Source organism: Acidovorax sp. GW821-FHT09B03, from assembly GCF_059418305.1.
On record NZ_JBWKPP010000002.1, the window covers coordinates 209,800 to 227,508 of the forward strand.

Consider the following 17,709-nt stretch of genomic DNA (forward strand, 5'->3'; position numbering starts at 1 on the left):
CTTCAGAAGGCCGAGGTGCCGGATGCGCGGCGCGCCGCCCAGAGCACCAGCCAGGTGATCAGCCCCAGCGTGATCGACAGGCTGGCCGCCAACGCGAAGTTGGCGTAGTTGGTGAACTCGTTGTAGATGGTGATGGGCAGCACCTCGAACTTGCTGGCCAGGGTGAAGGCCGTGCCGAAGGCCCCCATGGCGGTGGCGAAGACGATGGCGCCGCAGCCCAGCGTGGTGGCGGCCAGCTCGGGCAGCCACACGTCGCGCGCCACGCGCCAGCGCGAGGCACCAAGCGAGCGGGCGGCCTCCTCCAGCGCGGCGTCCATGGCGCCCGCCGCCGCGGTGTAGGTGGCGATGGCGCGCGGCAGCGAGAAATACAGGTAGGCCAGGAACAGGCCCGTGAGGCCATAGGCGAAGGTGGTGCGGCCCGCGCCCAGCGCGTCCGACAGGTCGGCCACCAGCCCCTGGCGTCCGCCCAGCAGGATCATGAAGAAACCCACGATGACGCCCGGGAAGGACAGCGGCAGCGTGAGCAGCGACAGCAGCAGCTGCCGCCCGCGAAAGCGCTGGCGCGCCAGCGTGATGCCCACCAGCGCCCCCAGCACCAGCGTGGCCAGCGTGACGGTGAGCGACAGGCCCAGCGTCTGCAGCAGGCTCTGCAGGTAGCGGGCATTGGTGAGCACCGCGAAATAGGTGGCCCAGCCCTTGCCGGCCGGCAAGGCCAGCAGCAGGGCCACGGGCAGCAGCCAGAAGGCCGCGAAGAAGGCCACGGCCGGCGCGGCGCAGGCAAGCAGCAGCGTGCGCGAGGGTGCGAAGCCGTGGCGCATGGCGCTTACTTCACTTCAGCGAGGTAGCGATCGGAGAAGGCCTTCTGCACGGCAGCCATGCGGCCGTAGTCCACCGTCTTGGCACGCGCGTACTCGCTCGCTGGCAGGAAGCGCGCCTGCACTTCCTTGGGCATGGCGCTGGCGCGCACCGGGCGCAGGTAGGCATTGGCCCACAGCGCCTGGCCTTCGTCGGAGAGCACGAAGTCCAGCACCTTTTTGCCATCGGCGGCATGGGGGGCGCCGGCCACCAGGCCCATCACGTAGGGCACCACCAGCGTGCCTTCTGCGGGGATCACGAACTGCACGTTGGCCTTGTCCTTGTACTTGGCGCGGTAGGCGTTGAAGTCGTAGTCCAAAAGGATCGCGATCTCGCCCGAGAGCACGCGCGCATACGAGGTCTGCTTGGGCACGATGGGCTCGTTCTTCTGCAGGGCCTTGAAGTAGTCGATGCCAGGGGCGAAGTTCTCCAGCGTGCCGCCGCGCGCCTGGTTGGCGGCCACGGCGCCCACGTAGCCCACGAAGGCCGAGGCCGGGTCCAGGTAGCCGATCAGGCCCTTGTAGTCGGGCTTGAGCAGGTCGGCCCACGATTGCGGCACGGGCTTGCCCTTGAGCGCATCCACGTTGACCATGAAGCCGAGGGTGCCCGAATGGATGCTGAACCAGTGGCCAGCCGGGTCCTTGAGGCCATCGGGGATGTCCTTCCAGGCGGCCGGTTGGTAGGGCGCGATCAGGCCGTCCTTGTGCGCCTGGATCGCAAAGGTCACGCCCAGGTAGGTCACGTCGGCCACGGGGCTGGCCTTCTCGGCCGCGAGCTGCGCCAGCGACTGGCCCGAGTTCTTGTTGTCCGGTGGCACGGTGATGCCGGTCTTGGCCTTGATGGCCTTGATCTGGCTGCCCCAGTCGGCCCATTCGGGCGGGCAGTTGTAGCAGATGGCCGTCTGTGCCATGGCTGCGCCGCTGGCGGCCAGGCCCAGGGCGAGCGCGGCGGCACGCATGAAATGGGTGAGCGGAAGGGTCATCGGGAACTCCTGTGGAGAGAGGTGGCGGGGGAGGTGGACGAAAGAGGGATCAGGCAGGGGCGCAGGACTCACCGGTGCGAAAGTGGTGTGCCAGGGTCAGCCCGGCGTCGGGTGCCAGCGGCGTGCCGCTGGCCATGGCCTGCACCAGCAGCTGCACGCTGCAGCGGCCGATATCTGCGTTGGGCTGGGCCACGGTGCTCAGCATGGGGGTCAGGTCTTCGCCCAGGGCGATGCCGTCGAAACCCGCCACGCTCAGGTCGCGCGGCACGGCCAGGCCGGCCAGGTGGGCGGCGCGGATGCTGCGGATGGCCAGCAGGTCGTTGGAGCAGACCAGGGCCGTGGGGCGACCAGGGCCTTGCAGCAGGGCCGTGACATCCTGCACCGCGGTTTCGATGAAGGGCACCTCGCGCACCGGCCCTGCGGGCAGGCCGGCGGCGGCCATGCCGAGGTGAAAGCCCCGGCTGCGCTGCTGCGCCCGGTCCGATGCGGCGAGCTGGCCGCTGACCATGGTGATGCGCCGGTGCCCGAGAGATGCCAGGTGCGCCACCAGTTCGGCCACGGCCTGCTCGCCATCCACCGAGACGCAGGGGTGGTCGGGGTGCCGGTTGTAGGCCAGCACGTAGGGCAGGCCGGCTTCGGCCAGACGCTGCAGTGCGCTCGACGTGGCCGGGTTGGAGACCACGAGGACCATGCCGTCCACGTTGCCGGCCAGGAGCAGGTGCACGGCCCGGTCTTCCTGGGCGATCTGGTACTCGGTGGCAAACGGCAGGATGGCGTAACCGGCGGCGACGGCCGCTTGCGCAAGGCCCTGCAGGCATTCGGCGAACACCGGGTTGAGCAGGGTGGGCAGCACCACGCCGATCACGCGGCTGCGCTGGGTGCGCAAGGTGCGCGCGCTGGCGTTGGGCAGGTAGCCCAGGGCCTGGGCCACCTGCTGCACATGCTCGCGCGTGGCCGGCGTCACCTTGTCGGGCAGGTTGAAGACCCGCGACACGGTGGCGACCGACACCCCCGCCTGGCGGGCAACGTCCTGGATGCTCATGGAACCTCGTTGCAATGTAAACGTTTACATTGGAGCGAAGCCGTGTGACGCGCGTGTGACCGGGTGCCAGGGCCGGGCCATGCAAAACGGCCCTCGAGAGGGCCGTTCAGGAATGCGGGAGCAGGGGGGCGGCTACTTCGCTTTCTTCATCCGCAGCAGCTCGTCGAGCACCAAGCACACCGCGCCCACGGTGATGGCCGAGTCCGCCAGATTGAAGGCCGGGAAGTGCCAGCCGCGTGCGTAGAAGTCCAGGAAGTCGACCACGTAGCCGTGCATCAGCCGGTCCACCACGTTGCCCACGGCACCGCCCAGGATGCTCGACAGCGCAAAGCAGAACAGCTTCTGTTCCGGATGCGCACGCAGCTGCCACACGATGAACAGGGTGGCGGCCACGCCGATGCCGGTGAAGGCCCAGCGCTGCCAGCCCCCGGCATCGGCCAGGAAGGAGAAGGCCGCGCCGGTGTTGTGCGCGCGCACGATATTGAAGAAGCTGGTGATCGGGGTCGCATCGCCCAGGCGGTAGGCGTCCAGGATCAGCGACTTGGTGATCTGGTCGGCGACCAGGATCACCAGCGCCCAGGCCAGCCAGGGCCACATGCGGCCCAGGGCCGAGGTGGGGGTGCTGCTTGCTGCTGCCATCACGCGTGCACCCGGCTTTCGCCGGCGCCATACAGGTTGCTCGTGCAGCGGCCGCAGATCGTCGGGTGGGCGGCATCCTGGCCCACGTCGGCGCGGTAGTGCCAGCAGCGGTCGCACTTGGCGTCGGCGCTGGGCTTGACGCTGATCTGCAGGGCATCGCCGGCCACCAGTTCGACGGCCGAGGTGATGAACACGAAGCGCAGGTCCTCGCCCAGGCTGGCCAGCAGGGAGTGGTCCTCGGGCGCCGCGGTGAGCACCACGCTGGCCTGCAGCGACGAGCCCACCTGGCCGTCGGCGCGCAGCACCTCGATCTGCTTGTTCACCCCATCGCGGATCTCGCGCAGGCGCGCCCACTTGGCCAGCAGGCCTTCGTCGGCACCGGCGATGGAGCCGTAGGTCTCCACGAAGATGGAGTCGGACGCGCCGAACACTTTCCACGCCTCTTCGGCCGTGAACGACAGGAACGGCGCCATCCAGCGCAGCATGGCGTGCGTGATCTGGTAGAGCGCGGTCTGCGCGCTGCGGCGTGCCAGGCTCTTGGGCGCCGTGGTGTACAGGCGGTCCTTGAGCACATCCAGGTAGAAGCCGCCCAGGTCTTCCGAGCAGTACAGCTGCAGCTTGGCCACCACGGGGTGGAACTCGTAGACCTTGTAGTGCGCGAGCACCGTGGCCTGGAACTCGGCCGCGCGCGTCAGCGCATAGCGGTCGATCTCCAGCATCTGGTCGAAAGGCACGGTGTCGGTGGCAGGGTCGAAATCGCTCACGTTGGCCAGCAGGAAGCGCAGCGTGTTGCGGATGCGGCGGTAGGCGTCGACCACACGCGCCAGGATCTTCTCATCGCCCGCGATGTCGCCCGAGTAGTCGCTCGCGGCGACCCACAGGCGGATGATTTCGGCGCCCAGCTTCTTGTTGATCTCCTGCGGATCGATGCCGTTGCCCAGCGACTTGCTCATCTTGCGGCCCTGGCTGTCCACGGTGAAACCGTGCGTCAGCAGGCCGCGGTAGGGCGCGCGGCCTTCGAGCGCGCTGGCCAGCAGCAGCGAGCTGTGGAACCAGCCGCGGTGCTGGTCATGGCCTTCCAGGTACAGGTCGGCCTCGGGGCCGGTGTCGTGGTGCACGCCAGGGTGCGTGCCGCGCAGCACGTGGAAGAAGGTCGAACCCGAGTCGAACCACACCTCCAGGATGTCGGTGCTCTTGGTGTAGCAGGCTGCATCCTCGGCGCCCAGGATCTCCTCGGGCGTCACACGGCTCCAGGCCTCGATGCCGCCCTTCTCGACGATGTCGGCCGCCTGGTCCATGATTTCCATGGTGCGCGGGTGCAGCTCGCCCGAGTCCTTGTGCAGGAAGAACGGGATGGGCACGCCCCAGCTGCGCTGGCGCGAGATGCACCAGTCGGGCCGCCCGGCGATCATGTCGTGCAGGCGGGTCTTGCCGTTCTCGGGGTAGAAGCTGGTGTGCTCGATGGCGTCCAGCGCGATCTGGCGCAGCGTCTTGGCGGGCTTTTCACCGGCCTTGGTGAACACGCCTTCGCCTTCGTCCATGCGGATGAACCACTGCGCGGCCGCGCGGTAGATCACCGGCGTCTTGTGGCGCCAGCAGTGCGGGTAGCTGTGGGTGATGTCCTTGGTGGCCATCAGGCGGCCGGCGTCGCGCAGCGCCTCGATGACGACCGGCACGGCTTTCCAGATGTGCTGGCCGCCGAACAGCGGGAAGTCCGGCGCATAGGTGCCGTTGCCCTGCACGGGGTTCAGGATGTCGTCGAGCGCCAGCCCGTGGGACACGCAGGAGTTGAAATCCTCCAGCCCATAGGCGGGCGAGGAGTGCACGATACCGGTACCGTCATCGGCCGTGGCGTAGTCGGCCAGGTACACGGGCGACAGGCGGCGGTAGCCGGCATCGACGTCGTACAGCGGGTGCTCGAACTCCAGGCCTCCGAGCTTTTCACCCAGGGCCGTGGCCAGCACCTGGCCGGTCAGGCCGTAGCGTGCCATGCAGTCTTCCACCAGCGACTCGGCCAGCACCAGCAGGCCGCGCTCGGTGTCCACCAGCGCATAGGTCAGCGCCGGGTTCAGGTTCAGCGCCTGGTTGGCGGGGATGGTCCAGGCGGTGGTGGTCCAGATCACCACGAAGGCATCCTTGGCCAGCGCCGGCAGGCCGAAGGCGGCCGCCAGCTTGGCGGGCTCGTGCGCCTTGAAGGCCACATCCAGCGTGGTGCTCTTCTTGTCGGCGTATTCGATCTCGAACTCGGCCAGCGAGCTGCCGCAGTCGAAGCACCAGTACACGGGCTTGAGGCCGCGGTAGACGAAGCCGCGCTCCATCACGCGCTTGAAGGCCCGGATCTCGCCCGCTTCGTTGGCGAAGTTCATGGTCTTGTAGGGGTTGTCCCATTCGCCGAGCACGCCCAGGCGCTGGAAGTCGCCCATCTGCTGCGCGATCTGTTCCGTGGCGTAGGCGCGGCTCTTGGCCTGCATGTCGTCGCGACTCAGGTTGCGGCCGTGCTTCTTCTCGATGGCGTTCTCGATCGGCAGGCCATGGCAGTCCCAGCCGGGCACGTACAGCGCGTCGAAGCCCTCGAGCTGGCGCGCCTTGGTGATCATGTCCTTGAGGATCTTGTTGACCGCGTGGCCCATGTGGATCTGGCCGTTGGCATAGGGCGGGCCGTCGTGCAGGATGAACTTGGGCGCACCGCAGCGCGCGTCGCGCAGGCGCTTGTACAGGCCCTTGTCCTCCCACTCCTTGACCCAGCCCGGCTCGCGCTTGGGCAGGTCGCCGCGCATGGGGAAGGGGGTGTCGGGCAGGTTCAGGGTGCTGCGGTAATCCGGGGCGGTGGATTCGGTGGTACTGGCGTTGTCGGACATGGGGGAGCCTTAAAACGGGGCATTCCGGGGCAGGCCCGGAGCAAAAGCGGGAAGAAAGAAGGGGTGTGGGGAGGTATCCGGCCTGCAGGGCAGGCGCTGCGCAGGCAGCCCCCTCAAATTCGGTCGCGCGTGGTCTGGCGCCGGGTCTCGGTGTGGTTGGTGGGTGCGTGGGCCGACGCGAAATAGGCGCGCGCATCAGCACAGTCCTTGGCAATGCCCGTCGTCAGGGCATCCAGACCGTCGTACTTGAGCTCGTCGTGCAGTTTGTGCAGCAGTTCCACCCGCACGATTTTACCGTACGCCCCTTCGGCCCCCAGATCGGCGGGCCATTGCAGGCAATGCGTCTCCAGCAGCACGCGCCCGCCGTTCACGTCGTCGGGGTCCAGCGAGGGGCGCACGCCCAGGTTGGCCACGCCCGGCAGCGGGGTCTCGCCCAGGCCGTGCACGAGCACGGCGAAGATGCCGCTGGCGGCGGGTTTCCAGTGGGCAAAGCGCAGGTTCAGCGTGCGAAAACCGTCGCCCGCACCCTCGGCCGTGGCACCCAGTTCGCGCCCGAGCTTGCGGCCATGCACCACGTGGCCCGAGATGGAGTACGGCCGGCCCAGCAACCGGGCGGCGGCCTCCATGTCGCCCTGGCCCAGCGCCTGGCGCACGGCCGAGCTCGACACGCGCAGCCCGTGCACCTCGTAGCTGTTCATGCGTGCCACGTCGAAGCCCCGGGTCTGGCCCGTGGCGTCCAGCAGCGCGTAGTCGCCCGCGCGCTGGGCGCCGAAGCGGAAGTCGTCGCCCACCAGCACATAGCGCGCGCCCAGACCCCGGACCAGCACCTCGTCGATGAAGGCCTGGGGCGACTGGGCTGCCAGCCGCGCGTCGAAGGGCAGCACCACCGTCTGCTGCACGCCACAGCGTGCCAGCTCGGTGAGCTTGTCGCGCAGGGTGCCCACGCGCGCCGGTGCCAGCTCGGGCTTGTGCAGGGCCCCGGCAAAGTAGTCGCGCGGGTGGGGCTCGAAGGTCAGCACGCAGCTCTCCACCCCGCGATGGGCGGCCTCGCTGTTGAGCAGGGCCAGCATGGCCTGGTGGCCGCGGTGCACGCCATCGAAGTTGCCGATGGTCAGCGCGCAGGCGGGGGCGATGCCGGGGTGGTGGAATCCGCGGAAGATCTTCATTGATTTGTTATCTTTTTGATAGCAGCTTGGGCCGATGGGTAAAGCACCAGACGCCAATCTGTCACGAAAACAGAGTATATTGTGTACCACGGACTTCACAGCGCAGTGGGGTCCGCGAGACATCCGCGTTCCGATTCCTTGTGTTCATTCTTGTTCCAGGAGGCGTGTTTTGAAGGTCTTGAAGCTGTCAGCCCAGGGGCTGCCCCAGTCGTGGATATCGCTGGAGCAGGCCGTCACCCATTACGCAGCCGGCGAAGTGCGCTGGGAGTCCGGCGGCGAGGTCGCGCTTTTTCGCGGCGGCTACAACGCCGTCACGGGCGAGCAGTCGGTGATCGCCGTCAACAGCATCATCGGCACCAAGGGCGTACCCAGCATCAACCCCTTCGACCTCAAGCCGGGCCTGACCAACAGCAAGCTCTTCATCCGCGACCGCAACGTGTGCGCCTACTGCGGCGGGCATTTCCACGAAGACAACCTCACGCGCGAACACATCGTGCCCTTCGCGCGTAACGGACAGGACCACTGGATGAATGTGGTCACGGCCTGCCGCCCCTGCAACCACCGCAAGGGGCCGCGCACCCCGGAGCAGGCGCACATGCCGCTGCTCTATGCGCCCTATGTGCCCAGCCTGTGGGAAGACTTCATCCTGCGCAACAGAAGAATTCTTGCAGATCAGATGGAATTCTTGATGGCCCACGTCCCCAAATCTTCGCGTCTTCTCGCCTAGCGGGTGGAGCGGCCAATACGACCCTTCTGGCGTCGTTGTTCCGTCTTGCCGTACTAGCGTACTGCCTGCGACGAAACGCCTAGCCATAAGGGCCGTCTTGACCACTCTTGGGGTGGAGCGGCGCAAATACAAAGCCTGGGTATTTGTTCTTAGTAGGTGAGTTCCAGAAACACCAGATGTCCGTTGGCAGCCGGCCAGGTCTGTCCCACCACCCGCTCGCCATTGAACTGCGCGGCCACGCTGCGCTGGGCCGCCCCTTCGGGCTTGATCTTGGCCGAGGCCGCGCCGGCGCCGGCCGGCACGCCCACGGGGGGCACACCGTCGAACAGCATCTGGTCGCGCTCCGGGTCCAGGTAGCCGCGGGGGCGCGTCATGCTGACCACGCTGGCGGCGGTCTTGTCGGCATCGGCGATACGCTCGGCGCGCAGGTGCACGATGGTGCTGCTGCGCGGAAAGCCGCTGCGGTAGATGTGGGTGGTGGCGTAGCCGGGTGCGGTGATGGCGAATTCCAGCGGTGCGCCGGTGGGCACCACCAGGGGGCCCCACTGGCCATCGGCCGCCACGGTGGTGCGCAGCAGGGCATTGCCGCTGCGGGCACCCGTGGCCGGGTCGGTGGCATAGACCTCCAGCTGGGCGCCGGGCAGGGGCAGGTTGTTGCTGAAATTGCCGGTCTTGGCATCGAGCGGGTCCACGCCCAGGCCGGTGACCTTGCCCGACAGGGCCACACGCGCCTCATTGGCAATGGCGGCTGCCGCAGGTGCCTTGCCGGTAATGAACTGGTAGGCGGCTGCAAACGCGGCCTGCGAGTACGAGGTCTCGCGGTGGTCGATGCGCGGGAGCACCACGTTGGTCGCGCCCTTGAGCTCGGGGCCGGCCGCCGTGACATTCGTGGCCGTGCCCTTCTGGCCGATCCACAGGCCGTCGGGCTGGGCGAACTTGTCGTTGCCGTCCGAGCGCACGGTCAACCAGCGCACGGGGCCAGTGACCTCATCGCCTGCGGCGTTCTTGGGCGCGTTCAGGCCCTTGAGGAAGGGGCCGGTGCCCGCGAACTCGTTGTCTTCGCGAAAGCCCGGGATCGCCCAGACGCCATGGTTGGGCGTGCCGCCCAGAATGGCATGGCTCACGGTCTGGTCGCCGCCGCCGTTCTGGATGTAGTTGCGGATCGCATTGCCGCCACGCGAGTTGCCGATCAGCACCACCTTGCTGGCGCCCGTGGCCTGGCGCACCTTGTCCACCTCGGCCTTGAGGTAGGCCATGTGCTCGGCCGCCGAGGTGCGGCCGGGCTGGGCTTTGCCGTCGTCGTCACGGTTGAGCGGGTAGGGCACGTCGATGGCGTGCAGGCGCTCGCGCGGCCAGCCGTTGGACTCGAAGCGCCACGCCGTGGTCTGCCACAACGCCGCCGTGTCGCCGTTGCCATGCACGAAAACGATGGGCGGTAAGGCCTCTTGTGACGAGCCGGAGGTGGCGCAACCCGTGAGGGCCAGCGCGGCAGTGGCTGTGGCGATCAGTGCCAAGCGGCGGTGCAGGGAAATCATCGTCGTCATCGTGTTCTTCTCCAGAAATGAAAAATGCCCGTGGACCGGGTGATCCACGAGCATGTCATGCGGGTGTTACGTGCCTGCGTCAGGCAAACACGCCAGCCGTGTCCTGCATGCGGGCCGACACCTCGCCCAGGTGGTGCAGCGTGTCGCCAAAGGCCATTTCCAGCTGCGTGAGTTTCTTGAAGTAGTGGCTGCCGATGTACTCGTCGGTCACGCCGATGCCGCCGTGCAGCTGCACAGATTGCTGGCCCACGAAGCGCATGGACTGGCCCAGCTGCACCTTGGCGCGGGCCATGGCGGCGCGGCGCTCGGCGGCGGGGGCACCCAGCTTGAGGCTGGCGTAGTAGCTCATCGAGCGGGCCAGCTCGAGCTGCATCTTCATGTCGGCCACGCGGTGGCGCAGGGCCTGGAAGCTAGAGATCAGCACGCCGAACTGCTTGCGCTGGTTCATGTACTCGACCGTGGCGGCCACGGTCTTGTCCATCACGCCCACGGCTTCGGCGCAGGTGGCGGCAATGCCGGTGTCCACGGCCAGTTCCAGCGCGGCCAGGCCGTCGGTGGTGACCAGGGTGGCGGGGGCATTGGCCAGTTGCACTTCGGCGGCGCGGCTGCCGTCCTGCGTGACGTAGCCCTTCGTGGCCACGCCGCTGGCCGAGCGCTCCACCAGGAACAGCGCGATCTTGCCGTCCAGCTGGGCCGGTACGAGGAAGGCGTCGGCCTGGTCGCCCGCGGCGACGATGCTCTTGGTACCGGTCACGCTGTGGCCACCGGCGGCTGCCGTGGCCTTGGCATCGCACACATCCAGGCGGTAGCGCGCCTTGCGCTCCTGCTGGGCCAGCACCACCAGGGCTTCGCCGCTGGCCACGCGGGGCAGCCAGGCGCCCTGCACCTCGGCCGGTGCGTACTGCGAGAGCACGGCACTGGCAATGAAAGCCTGCGCCAGGGGCTCGAGCACCATGCCGCGTCCCAGTTCCTCGGCCACCACCATCGCATCGATGGCGGTCTGGCCCAGGCCGCCGTTGTCCTCAGGCACGGTCAGTGCCGTCAAGCCGAGCTCGGCCAGTTCATTCCAGGCGTCGCGCGAGAAGCCACCGGCCTCCACCGCCGCACGGCGGCGCTCGAAGCTGTAGCCCTTGTCCACCCACTTGCGCACGGCGTCGCGCAGTTGTTCCTGGTCGTCGGAAAAATCGAAATCCATGCTCTTGTCTCCTTAGCCCAGAACCGTCTGCGCAACGATGTTGCGCTGCACTTCGTTCGAGCCGCCGTAAATGGTGGTCTTGCGCAGGTTGAAGTAGGTCGATGCCAGGGGCGCATTGGCCACCTCGCCGCCAGGGAAGTCGCCTTGCCAGCCGGCTTCCATGGCCTCTTCGATGAAGGGCAGGGCGAAGGGGCCGGCCGCCAGCATCATCAGCTCGGCATAGCGCTGCTGGATCTCGCTGCCGCGGATCTTGAGCAGGCCGGCGATGTCGAGCGAGTTCTTGCCCGACTTTTCGGCCGACAGCACGCGCAGCACCAGCATTTCGAGGGCCACGATGTCCACTTCGAGCAGGGCCACCTGGTCGCGAAAGCGCGTGTCATCCCACAGGCCTTCGGCCTTGGCGATGCGCTTGAGGCGCTCCAGCTCGCGCTTGCTGCGGTTCACGTCGGCGATGTTGGTGCGCTCGTGGCTCAAGAGGTGCTTGGCGTAGGTCCAGCCCTTGTTTTCTTCGCCGATCAGGTTCTCGGCCGGCACTTCGACGTTGTCGAAGAACACCTCGTTGACCTCGCACTCGCCGTCCAGCAGCTTGATCGGGCGCACGGTCACGCCGGGCGACTTCATGTCCAGCAGCAGGAAGGAGATGCCCGTCTGCGGCTTGCCCTCGGTGCTGGTGCGCACCAGATTGAACATCCAGTCGCCGTACTGGCCCAGCGTGGTCCAGGTCTTCTGGCCGTTGACGATGTACTTGTCGCCCACGCGCTCGGCGCGGGTCTTGACCGAGGCCAGGTCCGAGCCCGAGCCCGGTTCGCTGTAGCCCTGGCTCCACCAGACTTCGCCGCTGGCGATGCCGGGCAGAAAGCGCTTTTGCTGCTCGGCATTGCCGAAGGCCATGATCACCGGGGCCACCATCACGGGGCCGAAGGGGATGATGCGCGGTGCGCCGGCGAGGGCGCACTCTTCTTCGAACAGGTGCTTTTGCACGGCGGTCCAGCCGGGGCCGCCGAATTCCTTGGGCCAGCCAAAGCCGAGCCAGCCCTTCTTGCCCAGTATCTTGGCCCAGCCCTGCAGGTCGTCGCGGGTCAGGCGCAAGGCGTTGTGCACCTTGTGGGAAATGGCGGGGGGCAGATTGCTGCGGACCCATGCGCGAACTTCGTCGCGGAAGGCCTGTTCTTCGGGGGTGAATGCGAGATCCATGCGGCTTGTCTCCTGAGAAGTCCTGTTTGTAGCACGGTCGTTCGTTTTATTCCTGTCCGGGTGGCGACATCGCCTGCGCCGCCGGGGCGATGCCCAGCTCGGCGCACAGCCGCTCGACCGTGGCGCGCAGGCCGGCCACCTCGGTCTCCAGCGCCTGGACACGGGCCTGCAGCGCGGTCGTTGCGCCGCCGCCAGGGGTGGGCGCGCCGGCACTGCTGCTGGTGTCCACTGCCCCGCACAGCAAGTGCGCCCAGCGCTGCTCGCGCGCCCCGGGGGCCCGCGGCAGCAGCACCACCAGCGGGCCGCCCTTTTCGGCGCTGCGCTCCTGCAGTTCGTCCAGGAAGGCCTCGACCGATGAAATGTCGGCAAACCGGTACCAGCGCTCGGCGTTGATGCGCAGCTCGCCCGCCGTCTGGGGCCCGCGCAGCATGAGCAGGCCCAGCAGCACGGCCGATTGTTCGGGCACGCCTACGCCGCGCTGGAAATTGTGCTCCCAGCGCGTGGTGCGGTTGCCGCTGGTCTCGAACGCCAGGGTGAGCTGGCGCAGGGAGTCGAGCGCCTCCTGCGCCTCGGCGTCGCTCAGGTTCATCACCGGCTCGCGGCTGGTCTTCTGGTTGCAGCCCGTGAGCAGGCCGTTGAGCGACATCGGGTAGCTGTCGGGCACGGTGCGGGCCTTTTCCATCAGCGTGGCCAGCACGCGGGCCTCGTTCGCGGTCAGGGGGCGGTTTGCGGGTTCGAAGGGCATGGCAGGGATAATCCGGGGTTGAGCGTCGTCGTGCAATTTATGAAGAACATCGTGATTTTGATCTCCGGCAGCGGTTCCAACATGGCTGCCATCGTGCGTACCGCGCAACAGGAAGACTGGGCCCGGCGCCACGGCGCCCGCGTGGCCGCCGTGCTGAGCAACAAGGCCGATGCCGCGGGGCTGACGTTTGCACGCGGCGAAGGCATTGCCACCGAGGCGCTCGACCATAAGGCCTTCGAGAGTCGGGAGGCATTCGATGCCGCGCTGGCGCAGGCCATCGACCAGTACCAACCCGCGCTGGTGGTGCTGGCCGGCTTCATGCGCATTCTCACCCCGGGCTTTGTGGCGCGCTATGCCGGCCGGCTGATCAACATCCACCCCTCGCTGCTGCCGGCGTTCACAGGGCTGAACACCCACCAGCGGGCCATCGACGCCGGCTGCAAGGTCGCCGGGGTCACCGTGCACCAGGTCACCGATGAGCTGGACGTGGGCCCCATCCTGGACCAGGCGGTGGTTCCCGTGCTGCCGTATGACACGGCCGAGGTGCTGGCGGCCCGAGTGCAGGCCCAGGAGCATGTGATCTACCCGCGCGCCGTGCGGGCGTTCGTGGCAGCCCTGGCCTGATCGCGTTTCAGAGGGTGCGCACCACCTGGGCCTCGCTGCTTTCCAGCAGATCCTGGGCCAGGGCGGTCTGGTGCGAGTCGGTCGGGTGCGCCACCACCACCCATTGTCGCTTGCGCAGGGCGGACCGCACCCGGACGATGACCCAGATGCGGTCGGGCCGCAGCGCGGCCAGTGCGCCCAGCATGAGACCGAAGGTGCTGCCGAAACCCACGATGGCCATGAAGGCCAGCAGGGGGTTGCTGAGCACCGCGGGTTCGTTGGTGGCCACCAGGTAGGCAAATGTCAGCAGGCCCAGCACTGCACCGGTGAGCCCGGCGATGGCGTGCGCGCGGACCAGGGTGGTGAACAGGCCACGGGGCTGTGGCTCCAGGGCTTCGCTGAGCAGGTCCTGGGCGCGCAGGTCGGCATGCTCGGGGCCCAGCAGCCGGATTTGCTCCCGCTGCATGCCGGGCAGCCGCAGCAGTCGGCGAACGGCGATGTCCGCCTCCGTTTCGCGGGCAAACAGCCCGACGACCTTGGTCAGCGATTTTTCGCCGAACATTCCTTGCAGAAGATAGTCCATGGTGTGCTCCGGGTCGTGTGCACACGGCGATGCGGCGCATGCAATGCCCCTGTCCGGGGCTGGCGGTAGGGTCCCGCGGTCAGCCGGTGGCGGCATGGGGCAAGTAGGTCATGGCTTTGAAGATAGCCCGGAGCGGGTGCCCGGGCTGTAGGACTTTGCGGCGTGGCGGCGCAAGTGCAGGCCCTGCAAGCCGCCCCACGTGCCTGCCGTCAGGCCAGTGCGCTCAGCGTGCTGCCCGAGGGCGACCAGGCGCCAGCGGCGGCCTCGTACTGGCTGCGCGCCAGCTGGGCCAGCTTCACCAGGTCCGTCTTTTGCCCGCCCTCCGGCGACTGGCTGCTGGCGCTGGCGTTGCTGAACTGGCGGGTCAGCTGGTCGACGAAGGCCTGGGCCTCCTCGCTGCCGATGCTGTTGTCGCCATCGGTGTCGATGGCCTTGAACAGCGCCGCGACCGCATCCGTCTGGGCCGCACCCGCCGCCTGCTCGGCGGCAGAGACCACGCCATCCTCGTTGGTATCGAGCGGGTCGTAGGTCGTGCTGTTGCTGGCGGAGGCCCCGGCAGGCCCCCCGGGGCCGCCCGGCGGTGGCGGCGGCATGCCGCCCACGGCGCCCGCGCCGGCCCCGCCCGAAGGCCGCCCCGCGTCGAATTCGGCCTCCGAGAGGCTGCCGTCGCCATCCGCATCGAGGTGGCTGAACAGCTCGTCGCTGCTGACACCGGTCTTGCTGGCCGTGCCGCCGGACATCTTCTCGAGCAAGGCTTGCAGCTCGGTCTGGCTCACGCCGCCGTCGCCATCGGTGTCCACCTTGCCGAACAGGTCGTCTCCCGCCTGGCCCGTGGCCCCCGTGCCGCCGGTGTCGCTGCGCGACTGGGCAAAGGCCATGGTCGAGGGGGGCGGGGGCATGGCGCTCTGCAGCGTCTTGCCCAGTTCGTCGGCGTTGAGGCTGCCGTCGCCGTCGCTGTCGTACTGCTTGACCAGGTCGGCAGCACTGGCCTGGCTGCTGACACCGGTCTTCTTGGCGACATCGTCCAGCAGTCCCTGCAGTTCGGTGTCGCTCACGCCGCCGCTGCCGTCTGCGTCTATCTTGGCCAGCAGCCGCTCCGGCGAGGGCGCCGGGCGTTGCGCCCGCTGCACGCTTGCACTGGACCAGGCACTGCTGACGCTGCTTGTGATGCTCGTCATCGTCGTTCCTTCCAAGGGTTGCGGGCCGCGGCCCGTGCTCCCCGGGGTGGCGAACAACGCCGGCCATGGCCCAGGTCCATTCTTCAAAGGCCAGGTCAAGGCGGTTTGTACGGTTTGTGTCCATGGGGACACAATGGAGGGCGTGATCGGCCGAACTGGCGGGTCAATGCCTGCCAGTTCGGCGGTTTGGCCCCGGTGGTCGGTGCAGGTCGCCGGTTCAGGGGTGGGCCGGGGGCGGGGAAAGGCCATCGTCGGCGCATTTTTCGAAGCGCGGGCGCATGCGGCCATCGATCAGCACTGCTTCGGCGAACATGGCCGCCGGGCGCACCCACAGGCCGCGCTGGCCGTACAGCGCGCGGTACAGCGTCATGGGCTCCAGGGTCTCGCTGTGGCGCACGGTGTCGATCACCTCGTAGAGCATGCCCTTGTAGTGGCGGTACAGACCGGGCGGGGTGGGGGTGAATTGGGGCAGGTCGTCGTCGGTCATTTAGGATGGCAGGTGGTCAAAAAACAAGGTTGAGGGGGAAATCCAGTGGATCAGGCAGATTTTGTGCACCTGGTGCGCATGAGCGAGCATGACAGCGCAGACAACAGCCGCCGGTACCGGCTTGGCGTGGCTGCGTTCGCCGCGCTGGGCTATGCCTGGGTGCTCGGTTGCCTGGCCGTGGGCGCCGGTCTGATCGCCTGGGTCCTGCCGCAGCTGCTCAATGGCCGGTTCCGGCTGGTGCTGGTGTTCGTTCTGCTGGGTGCGGCCAGCCTGCTGTGGGTGAGTATCCGCGCCCTCTGGGTGCGCGTGGACGAGCCCAAGGGCATGGAGATCACAGCGCTGGAGGCGCCCGAGCTGTTCGAGGCCCTGGAGCGCATGCGCCGCAAGATCAAGGGCCCGCCCATCCACCATGTGTACCTGAACGACGAATTCAACGCCAGCATCCAGCAGTTGCCGCGCTATGGGCTGCTGGGCGGCGCCGTGAACTACCTGACCATCGGCCTGCCGCTGCTGCTGGCGCTGGACCGGCCGCGCTTTCTGGCCGTGCTGGCGCACGAGTACGGCCACCTGCGCGGCGACCATGGCCGGTTTGCGGCCTGGATCTACCGCACCCGGCTGTCCTGGATGCGCCTGAACAGCAGCCTGGAGGACGACGAAGGCGCCGTGGCCGTGGCCACCCAGGCCTTCATGCGCTGGTATTTCCCCCGTTTTGTGGCCAAGACCTTCGCACTGGCGCGCCAGGACGAATACGAGGCCGACCGCATCGCCGGCAAGCTGCTGGGGCGCGACGTTGCCGCCGCCGCGCTGATCGAGATCGAGGTGCGCGGCGAGTGGCTGCACGACAATTTCTGGGGCGGTCACTGGAGCGAGGCTGCTGGCAATCCCTTGCCCGTGGGGCCCTACCGGGCCATGCGCAAGCGCCTGTCCGAAGTGCCGGAGGCCGCGTTTGCCAACGATGCGCTGCGCCAGGCGCTCAAGCGCATCAGCAATGTGGACGACACGCACCCGGGCCTGCGCGATCGCCTGGAAGCGCTGGACGCCGTGCCCACCCTGCCGGCCGAGTGGTCGCGCGGAGGGGCCCTGGCCCTGCTGGGCTCCGAGGCCAAGCGCTGGGTGGCGCATTTCGACAAGCAATGGTGCCGCGACAACGCGGGCGAGTGGAAGCGCCACCACGGCTGGCTGGGCAGGGTGCGCGACCGTGCCCAGGTCCTGCAGGCCGGCATGCCCCAGGCCAGTGCCGCGGAACTGGTGGAGCTGGCGCGCCTGCAACGCCACCTGGACCCTCGGGCCGATGTGCGCGGCGTTTACGAGACCGCGCTGGCGCGCAGCACCGACTACCCAGGTGCGCTGCGCGGGCTGGTGCAGTGCCTGGCGCCCGAGGACCGCGAGGGCAAGATGGCCCTGCTGCACCGCCTGTGGGAGGCCGGCAGCGGCGACCGCTACTGGACCGCGCGCACCGCGCTGGCCGAGCTGGAAACCCCGCGCCTGGGCCACGACCACGATGCCGCCGCCTTCAAGCAGTGGCGCAAACGGCTCGAGCGCGCCCAGGAGTCCGAGGAGCGTGCCTGGGAGGAACTCTCGGGCGCCTCTTTCTTCAGCCAGACCACGCGCCACGACCTGAGCCCCTTCGAGCTCGAGGAATTGCAGGCCGAGCTGGTGCGCTATTCCGATGTGGAGCGTTGCTGGCTGGTGCGCAAGAACCTGCGAGAACACCCCCAGCGCCGCGCCTACCTGGTCTTCGTGGACCTGCCCGACCTGGACGATGGCAGCCGCTACCAGCTGTGCCGCGCCATGGAGCGCCAGCTCAGCCTGCCCGGCCCGGCCCTGGTGCTGTGGGCCGGCGAATCGCCCACGCTGAAAGAGATCCAGCGTTCTGCTTTCGATCCGGTATTCACCCGTTGAAAGGGCCGG

Annotated in this window: 16 protein-coding genes; 3 read left to right on the forward strand and 13 right to left on the reverse strand. The window is 68.1% G+C overall.

Features of this window, described 5'->3' with window-relative positions:
* Positions 1-2 precede the first annotated feature (2 nt).
* From AC07PA_RS04310 to AC07PA_RS04335, 6 genes are all read right to left on the reverse strand, one after another.
* Positions 3-818, reverse strand: coding sequence for an ABC transporter permease subunit (locus tag AC07PA_RS04310; protein WP_145695522.1), 816 nt, complete (start codon positions 816-818; stop codon positions 3-5).
* A 5-nt stretch (positions 819-823) separates the two neighbouring features.
* The gene (locus tag AC07PA_RS04315; protein WP_145695521.1) at positions 824-1,837 is read right to left on the reverse strand and encodes an ABC transporter substrate-binding protein; all 1,014 of its coding nucleotides are present in this window, start codon (positions 1,835-1,837) and stop codon (positions 824-826) included.
* 49 nt (positions 1,838-1,886) lie between these two features.
* Positions 1,887-2,879, reverse strand: a complete 993-nt coding sequence (locus AC07PA_RS04320; RefSeq protein ID WP_145695520.1) for a LacI family DNA-binding transcriptional regulator — start codon at positions 2,877-2,879, stop codon at positions 1,887-1,889.
* 132 nt (positions 2,880-3,011) lie between these two features.
* Entirely contained in the window at positions 3,012-3,518 is a 507-nt protein-coding gene (lspA, locus tag AC07PA_RS04325) for a signal peptidase II (RefSeq protein ID WP_007852878.1), read from the reverse strand.
* Positions 3,518-6,376 (reverse strand): isoleucine--tRNA ligase, encoded by a 2,859-nt coding sequence (gene ileS, locus AC07PA_RS04330; RefSeq protein WP_494604413.1) that lies wholly within the window; start codon positions 6,374-6,376, stop codon positions 3,518-3,520. Before ileS ends, lspA begins: the two co-directional genes overlap by 1 nt.
* A 113-nt stretch (positions 6,377-6,489) precedes the next feature.
* Complete coding sequence (locus tag AC07PA_RS04335; protein WP_494604415.1) at positions 6,490-7,542, reverse strand: bifunctional riboflavin kinase/FAD synthetase; 1,053 nt, start codon at positions 7,540-7,542, stop codon at positions 6,490-6,492.
* 169 nt (positions 7,543-7,711) lie between these two features.
* Here AC07PA_RS04335 and AC07PA_RS04340 point away from each other — a divergent pair, with 169 nt between their 5' ends.
* Entirely contained in the window at positions 7,712-8,269 is a 558-nt protein-coding gene (locus tag AC07PA_RS04340; protein ID WP_007852885.1) for an HNH endonuclease, read from the forward strand.
* Between the two features lie 149 nt (positions 8,270-8,418).
* Here the strand turns inward: AC07PA_RS04340 and AC07PA_RS04345 are convergent, their stop codons facing one another.
* The 4 genes from AC07PA_RS04345 to AC07PA_RS04360 form a co-directional block, all read right to left on the reverse strand.
* Positions 8,419-9,813 (reverse strand): alpha/beta fold hydrolase, encoded by a 1,395-nt coding sequence (locus AC07PA_RS04345; protein ID WP_494604417.1) that lies wholly within the window; start codon positions 9,811-9,813, stop codon positions 8,419-8,421.
* A 79-nt stretch (positions 9,814-9,892) separates the two neighbouring features.
* Complete coding sequence (locus tag AC07PA_RS04350; protein ID WP_007852896.1) at positions 9,893-11,008, reverse strand: acyl-CoA dehydrogenase family protein; 1,116 nt, start codon at positions 11,006-11,008, stop codon at positions 9,893-9,895.
* Positions 11,009-11,020: 12 nt separating this feature from the next.
* A complete protein-coding gene (locus AC07PA_RS04355) occupies positions 11,021-12,202 on the reverse strand; it encodes an acyl-CoA dehydrogenase family protein (RefSeq protein WP_007852898.1) in 1,182 nt (393 codons plus the stop codon).
* A gap of 46 nt (positions 12,203-12,248) precedes the next feature.
* Positions 12,249-12,947, reverse strand: a complete 699-nt coding sequence (locus AC07PA_RS04360; RefSeq protein WP_007852900.1) for a YceH family protein — start codon at positions 12,945-12,947, stop codon at positions 12,249-12,251.
* Between the two features lie 39 nt (positions 12,948-12,986).
* On the opposite strand from AC07PA_RS04360, the gene purN reads away from it, so the two are divergent.
* Positions 12,987-13,571, forward strand: coding sequence for a phosphoribosylglycinamide formyltransferase (gene purN, locus AC07PA_RS04365; RefSeq protein WP_494604733.1), 585 nt, complete (start codon positions 12,987-12,989; stop codon positions 13,569-13,571).
* 7 nt (positions 13,572-13,578) lie between these two features.
* Here the strand turns inward: purN and AC07PA_RS04370 are convergent, their stop codons facing one another.
* The 3 genes from AC07PA_RS04370 to AC07PA_RS04380 all read right to left on the reverse strand — a co-directional run bounded on the left by AC07PA_RS04370 (position 13,579) and on the right by AC07PA_RS04380 (position 15,798).
* Positions 13,579-14,133 (reverse strand): hypothetical protein, encoded by a 555-nt coding sequence (locus AC07PA_RS04370; protein WP_494604420.1) that lies wholly within the window; start codon positions 14,131-14,133, stop codon positions 13,579-13,581.
* 209 nt (positions 14,134-14,342) lie between these two features.
* On the reverse strand, positions 14,343-15,311 hold the full coding sequence (gene xopAW, locus AC07PA_RS04375) for a XopAW family type III secretion system calcium-binding effector (RefSeq protein WP_494604422.1): 969 nt from the start codon (positions 15,309-15,311) through the stop codon (positions 14,343-14,345).
* Positions 15,312-15,528: 217 nt separating this feature from the next.
* Positions 15,529-15,798, reverse strand: coding sequence for a DUF1653 domain-containing protein (locus AC07PA_RS04380; RefSeq protein ID WP_494604424.1), 270 nt, complete (start codon positions 15,796-15,798; stop codon positions 15,529-15,531).
* Between the two features lie 45 nt (positions 15,799-15,843).
* On the opposite strand from AC07PA_RS04380, the gene AC07PA_RS04385 reads away from it, so the two are divergent.
* On the forward strand, positions 15,844-17,700 hold the full coding sequence (locus AC07PA_RS04385; protein WP_494604425.1) for a M48 family metallopeptidase: 1,857 nt from the start codon (positions 15,844-15,846) through the stop codon (positions 17,698-17,700).
* Positions 17,701-17,709: the final 9 nt, after the last annotated feature.

Excerpts from the sequence above, each read along its gene's own strand:
- AC07PA_RS04310 (WP_145695522.1), bottom strand. The coding sequence starts at position 818 with ATGCGCCACGGCTTCGCACCCTCGCGCACGCTGCTGCTTGCCTGCGCC.
- AC07PA_RS04315 (WP_145695521.1), bottom strand. The coding sequence starts at position 1,837 with ATGACCCTTCCGCTCACCCATTTCATGCGTGCCGCCGCGCTCGCCCTG.
- AC07PA_RS04320 (WP_145695520.1), bottom strand. The coding sequence starts at position 2,879 with ATGAGCATCCAGGACGTTGCCCGCCAGGCGGGGGTGTCGGTCGCCACC.
- lspA (WP_007852878.1), bottom strand. The coding sequence starts at position 3,518 with ATGGCAGCAGCAAGCAGCACCCCCACCTCGGCCCTGGGCCGCATGTGG.
- ileS (WP_494604413.1), bottom strand. The coding sequence starts at position 6,376 with ATGTCCGACAACGCCAGTACCACCGAATCCACCGCCCCGGATTACCGC.
- AC07PA_RS04335 (WP_494604415.1), bottom strand. The coding sequence starts at position 7,542 with ATGAAGATCTTCCGCGGATTCCACCACCCCGGCATCGCCCCCGCCTGC.
- AC07PA_RS04345 (WP_494604417.1), bottom strand. The coding sequence starts at position 9,813 with ATGACGACGATGATTTCCCTGCACCGCCGCTTGGCACTGATCGCCACA.
- AC07PA_RS04350 (WP_007852896.1), bottom strand. The coding sequence starts at position 11,008 with ATGGATTTCGATTTTTCCGACGACCAGGAACAACTGCGCGACGCCGTG.
- AC07PA_RS04355 (WP_007852898.1), bottom strand. The coding sequence starts at position 12,202 with ATGGATCTCGCATTCACCCCCGAAGAACAGGCCTTCCGCGACGAAGTT.
- AC07PA_RS04360 (WP_007852900.1), bottom strand. The coding sequence starts at position 12,947 with ATGCCCTTCGAACCCGCAAACCGCCCCCTGACCGCGAACGAGGCCCGC.
- purN (WP_494604733.1), top strand. The coding sequence starts at position 12,987 with ATGAAGAACATCGTGATTTTGATCTCCGGCAGCGGTTCCAACATGGCT.
- AC07PA_RS04370 (WP_494604420.1), bottom strand. The coding sequence starts at position 14,133 with ATGGACTATCTTCTGCAAGGAATGTTCGGCGAAAAATCGCTGACCAAG.
- xopAW (WP_494604422.1), bottom strand. The coding sequence starts at position 15,311 with ATGACGAGCATCACAAGCAGCGTCAGCAGTGCCTGGTCCAGTGCAAGC.
- AC07PA_RS04380 (WP_494604424.1), bottom strand. The coding sequence starts at position 15,798 with ATGACCGACGACGACCTGCCCCAATTCACCCCCACCCCGCCCGGTCTG.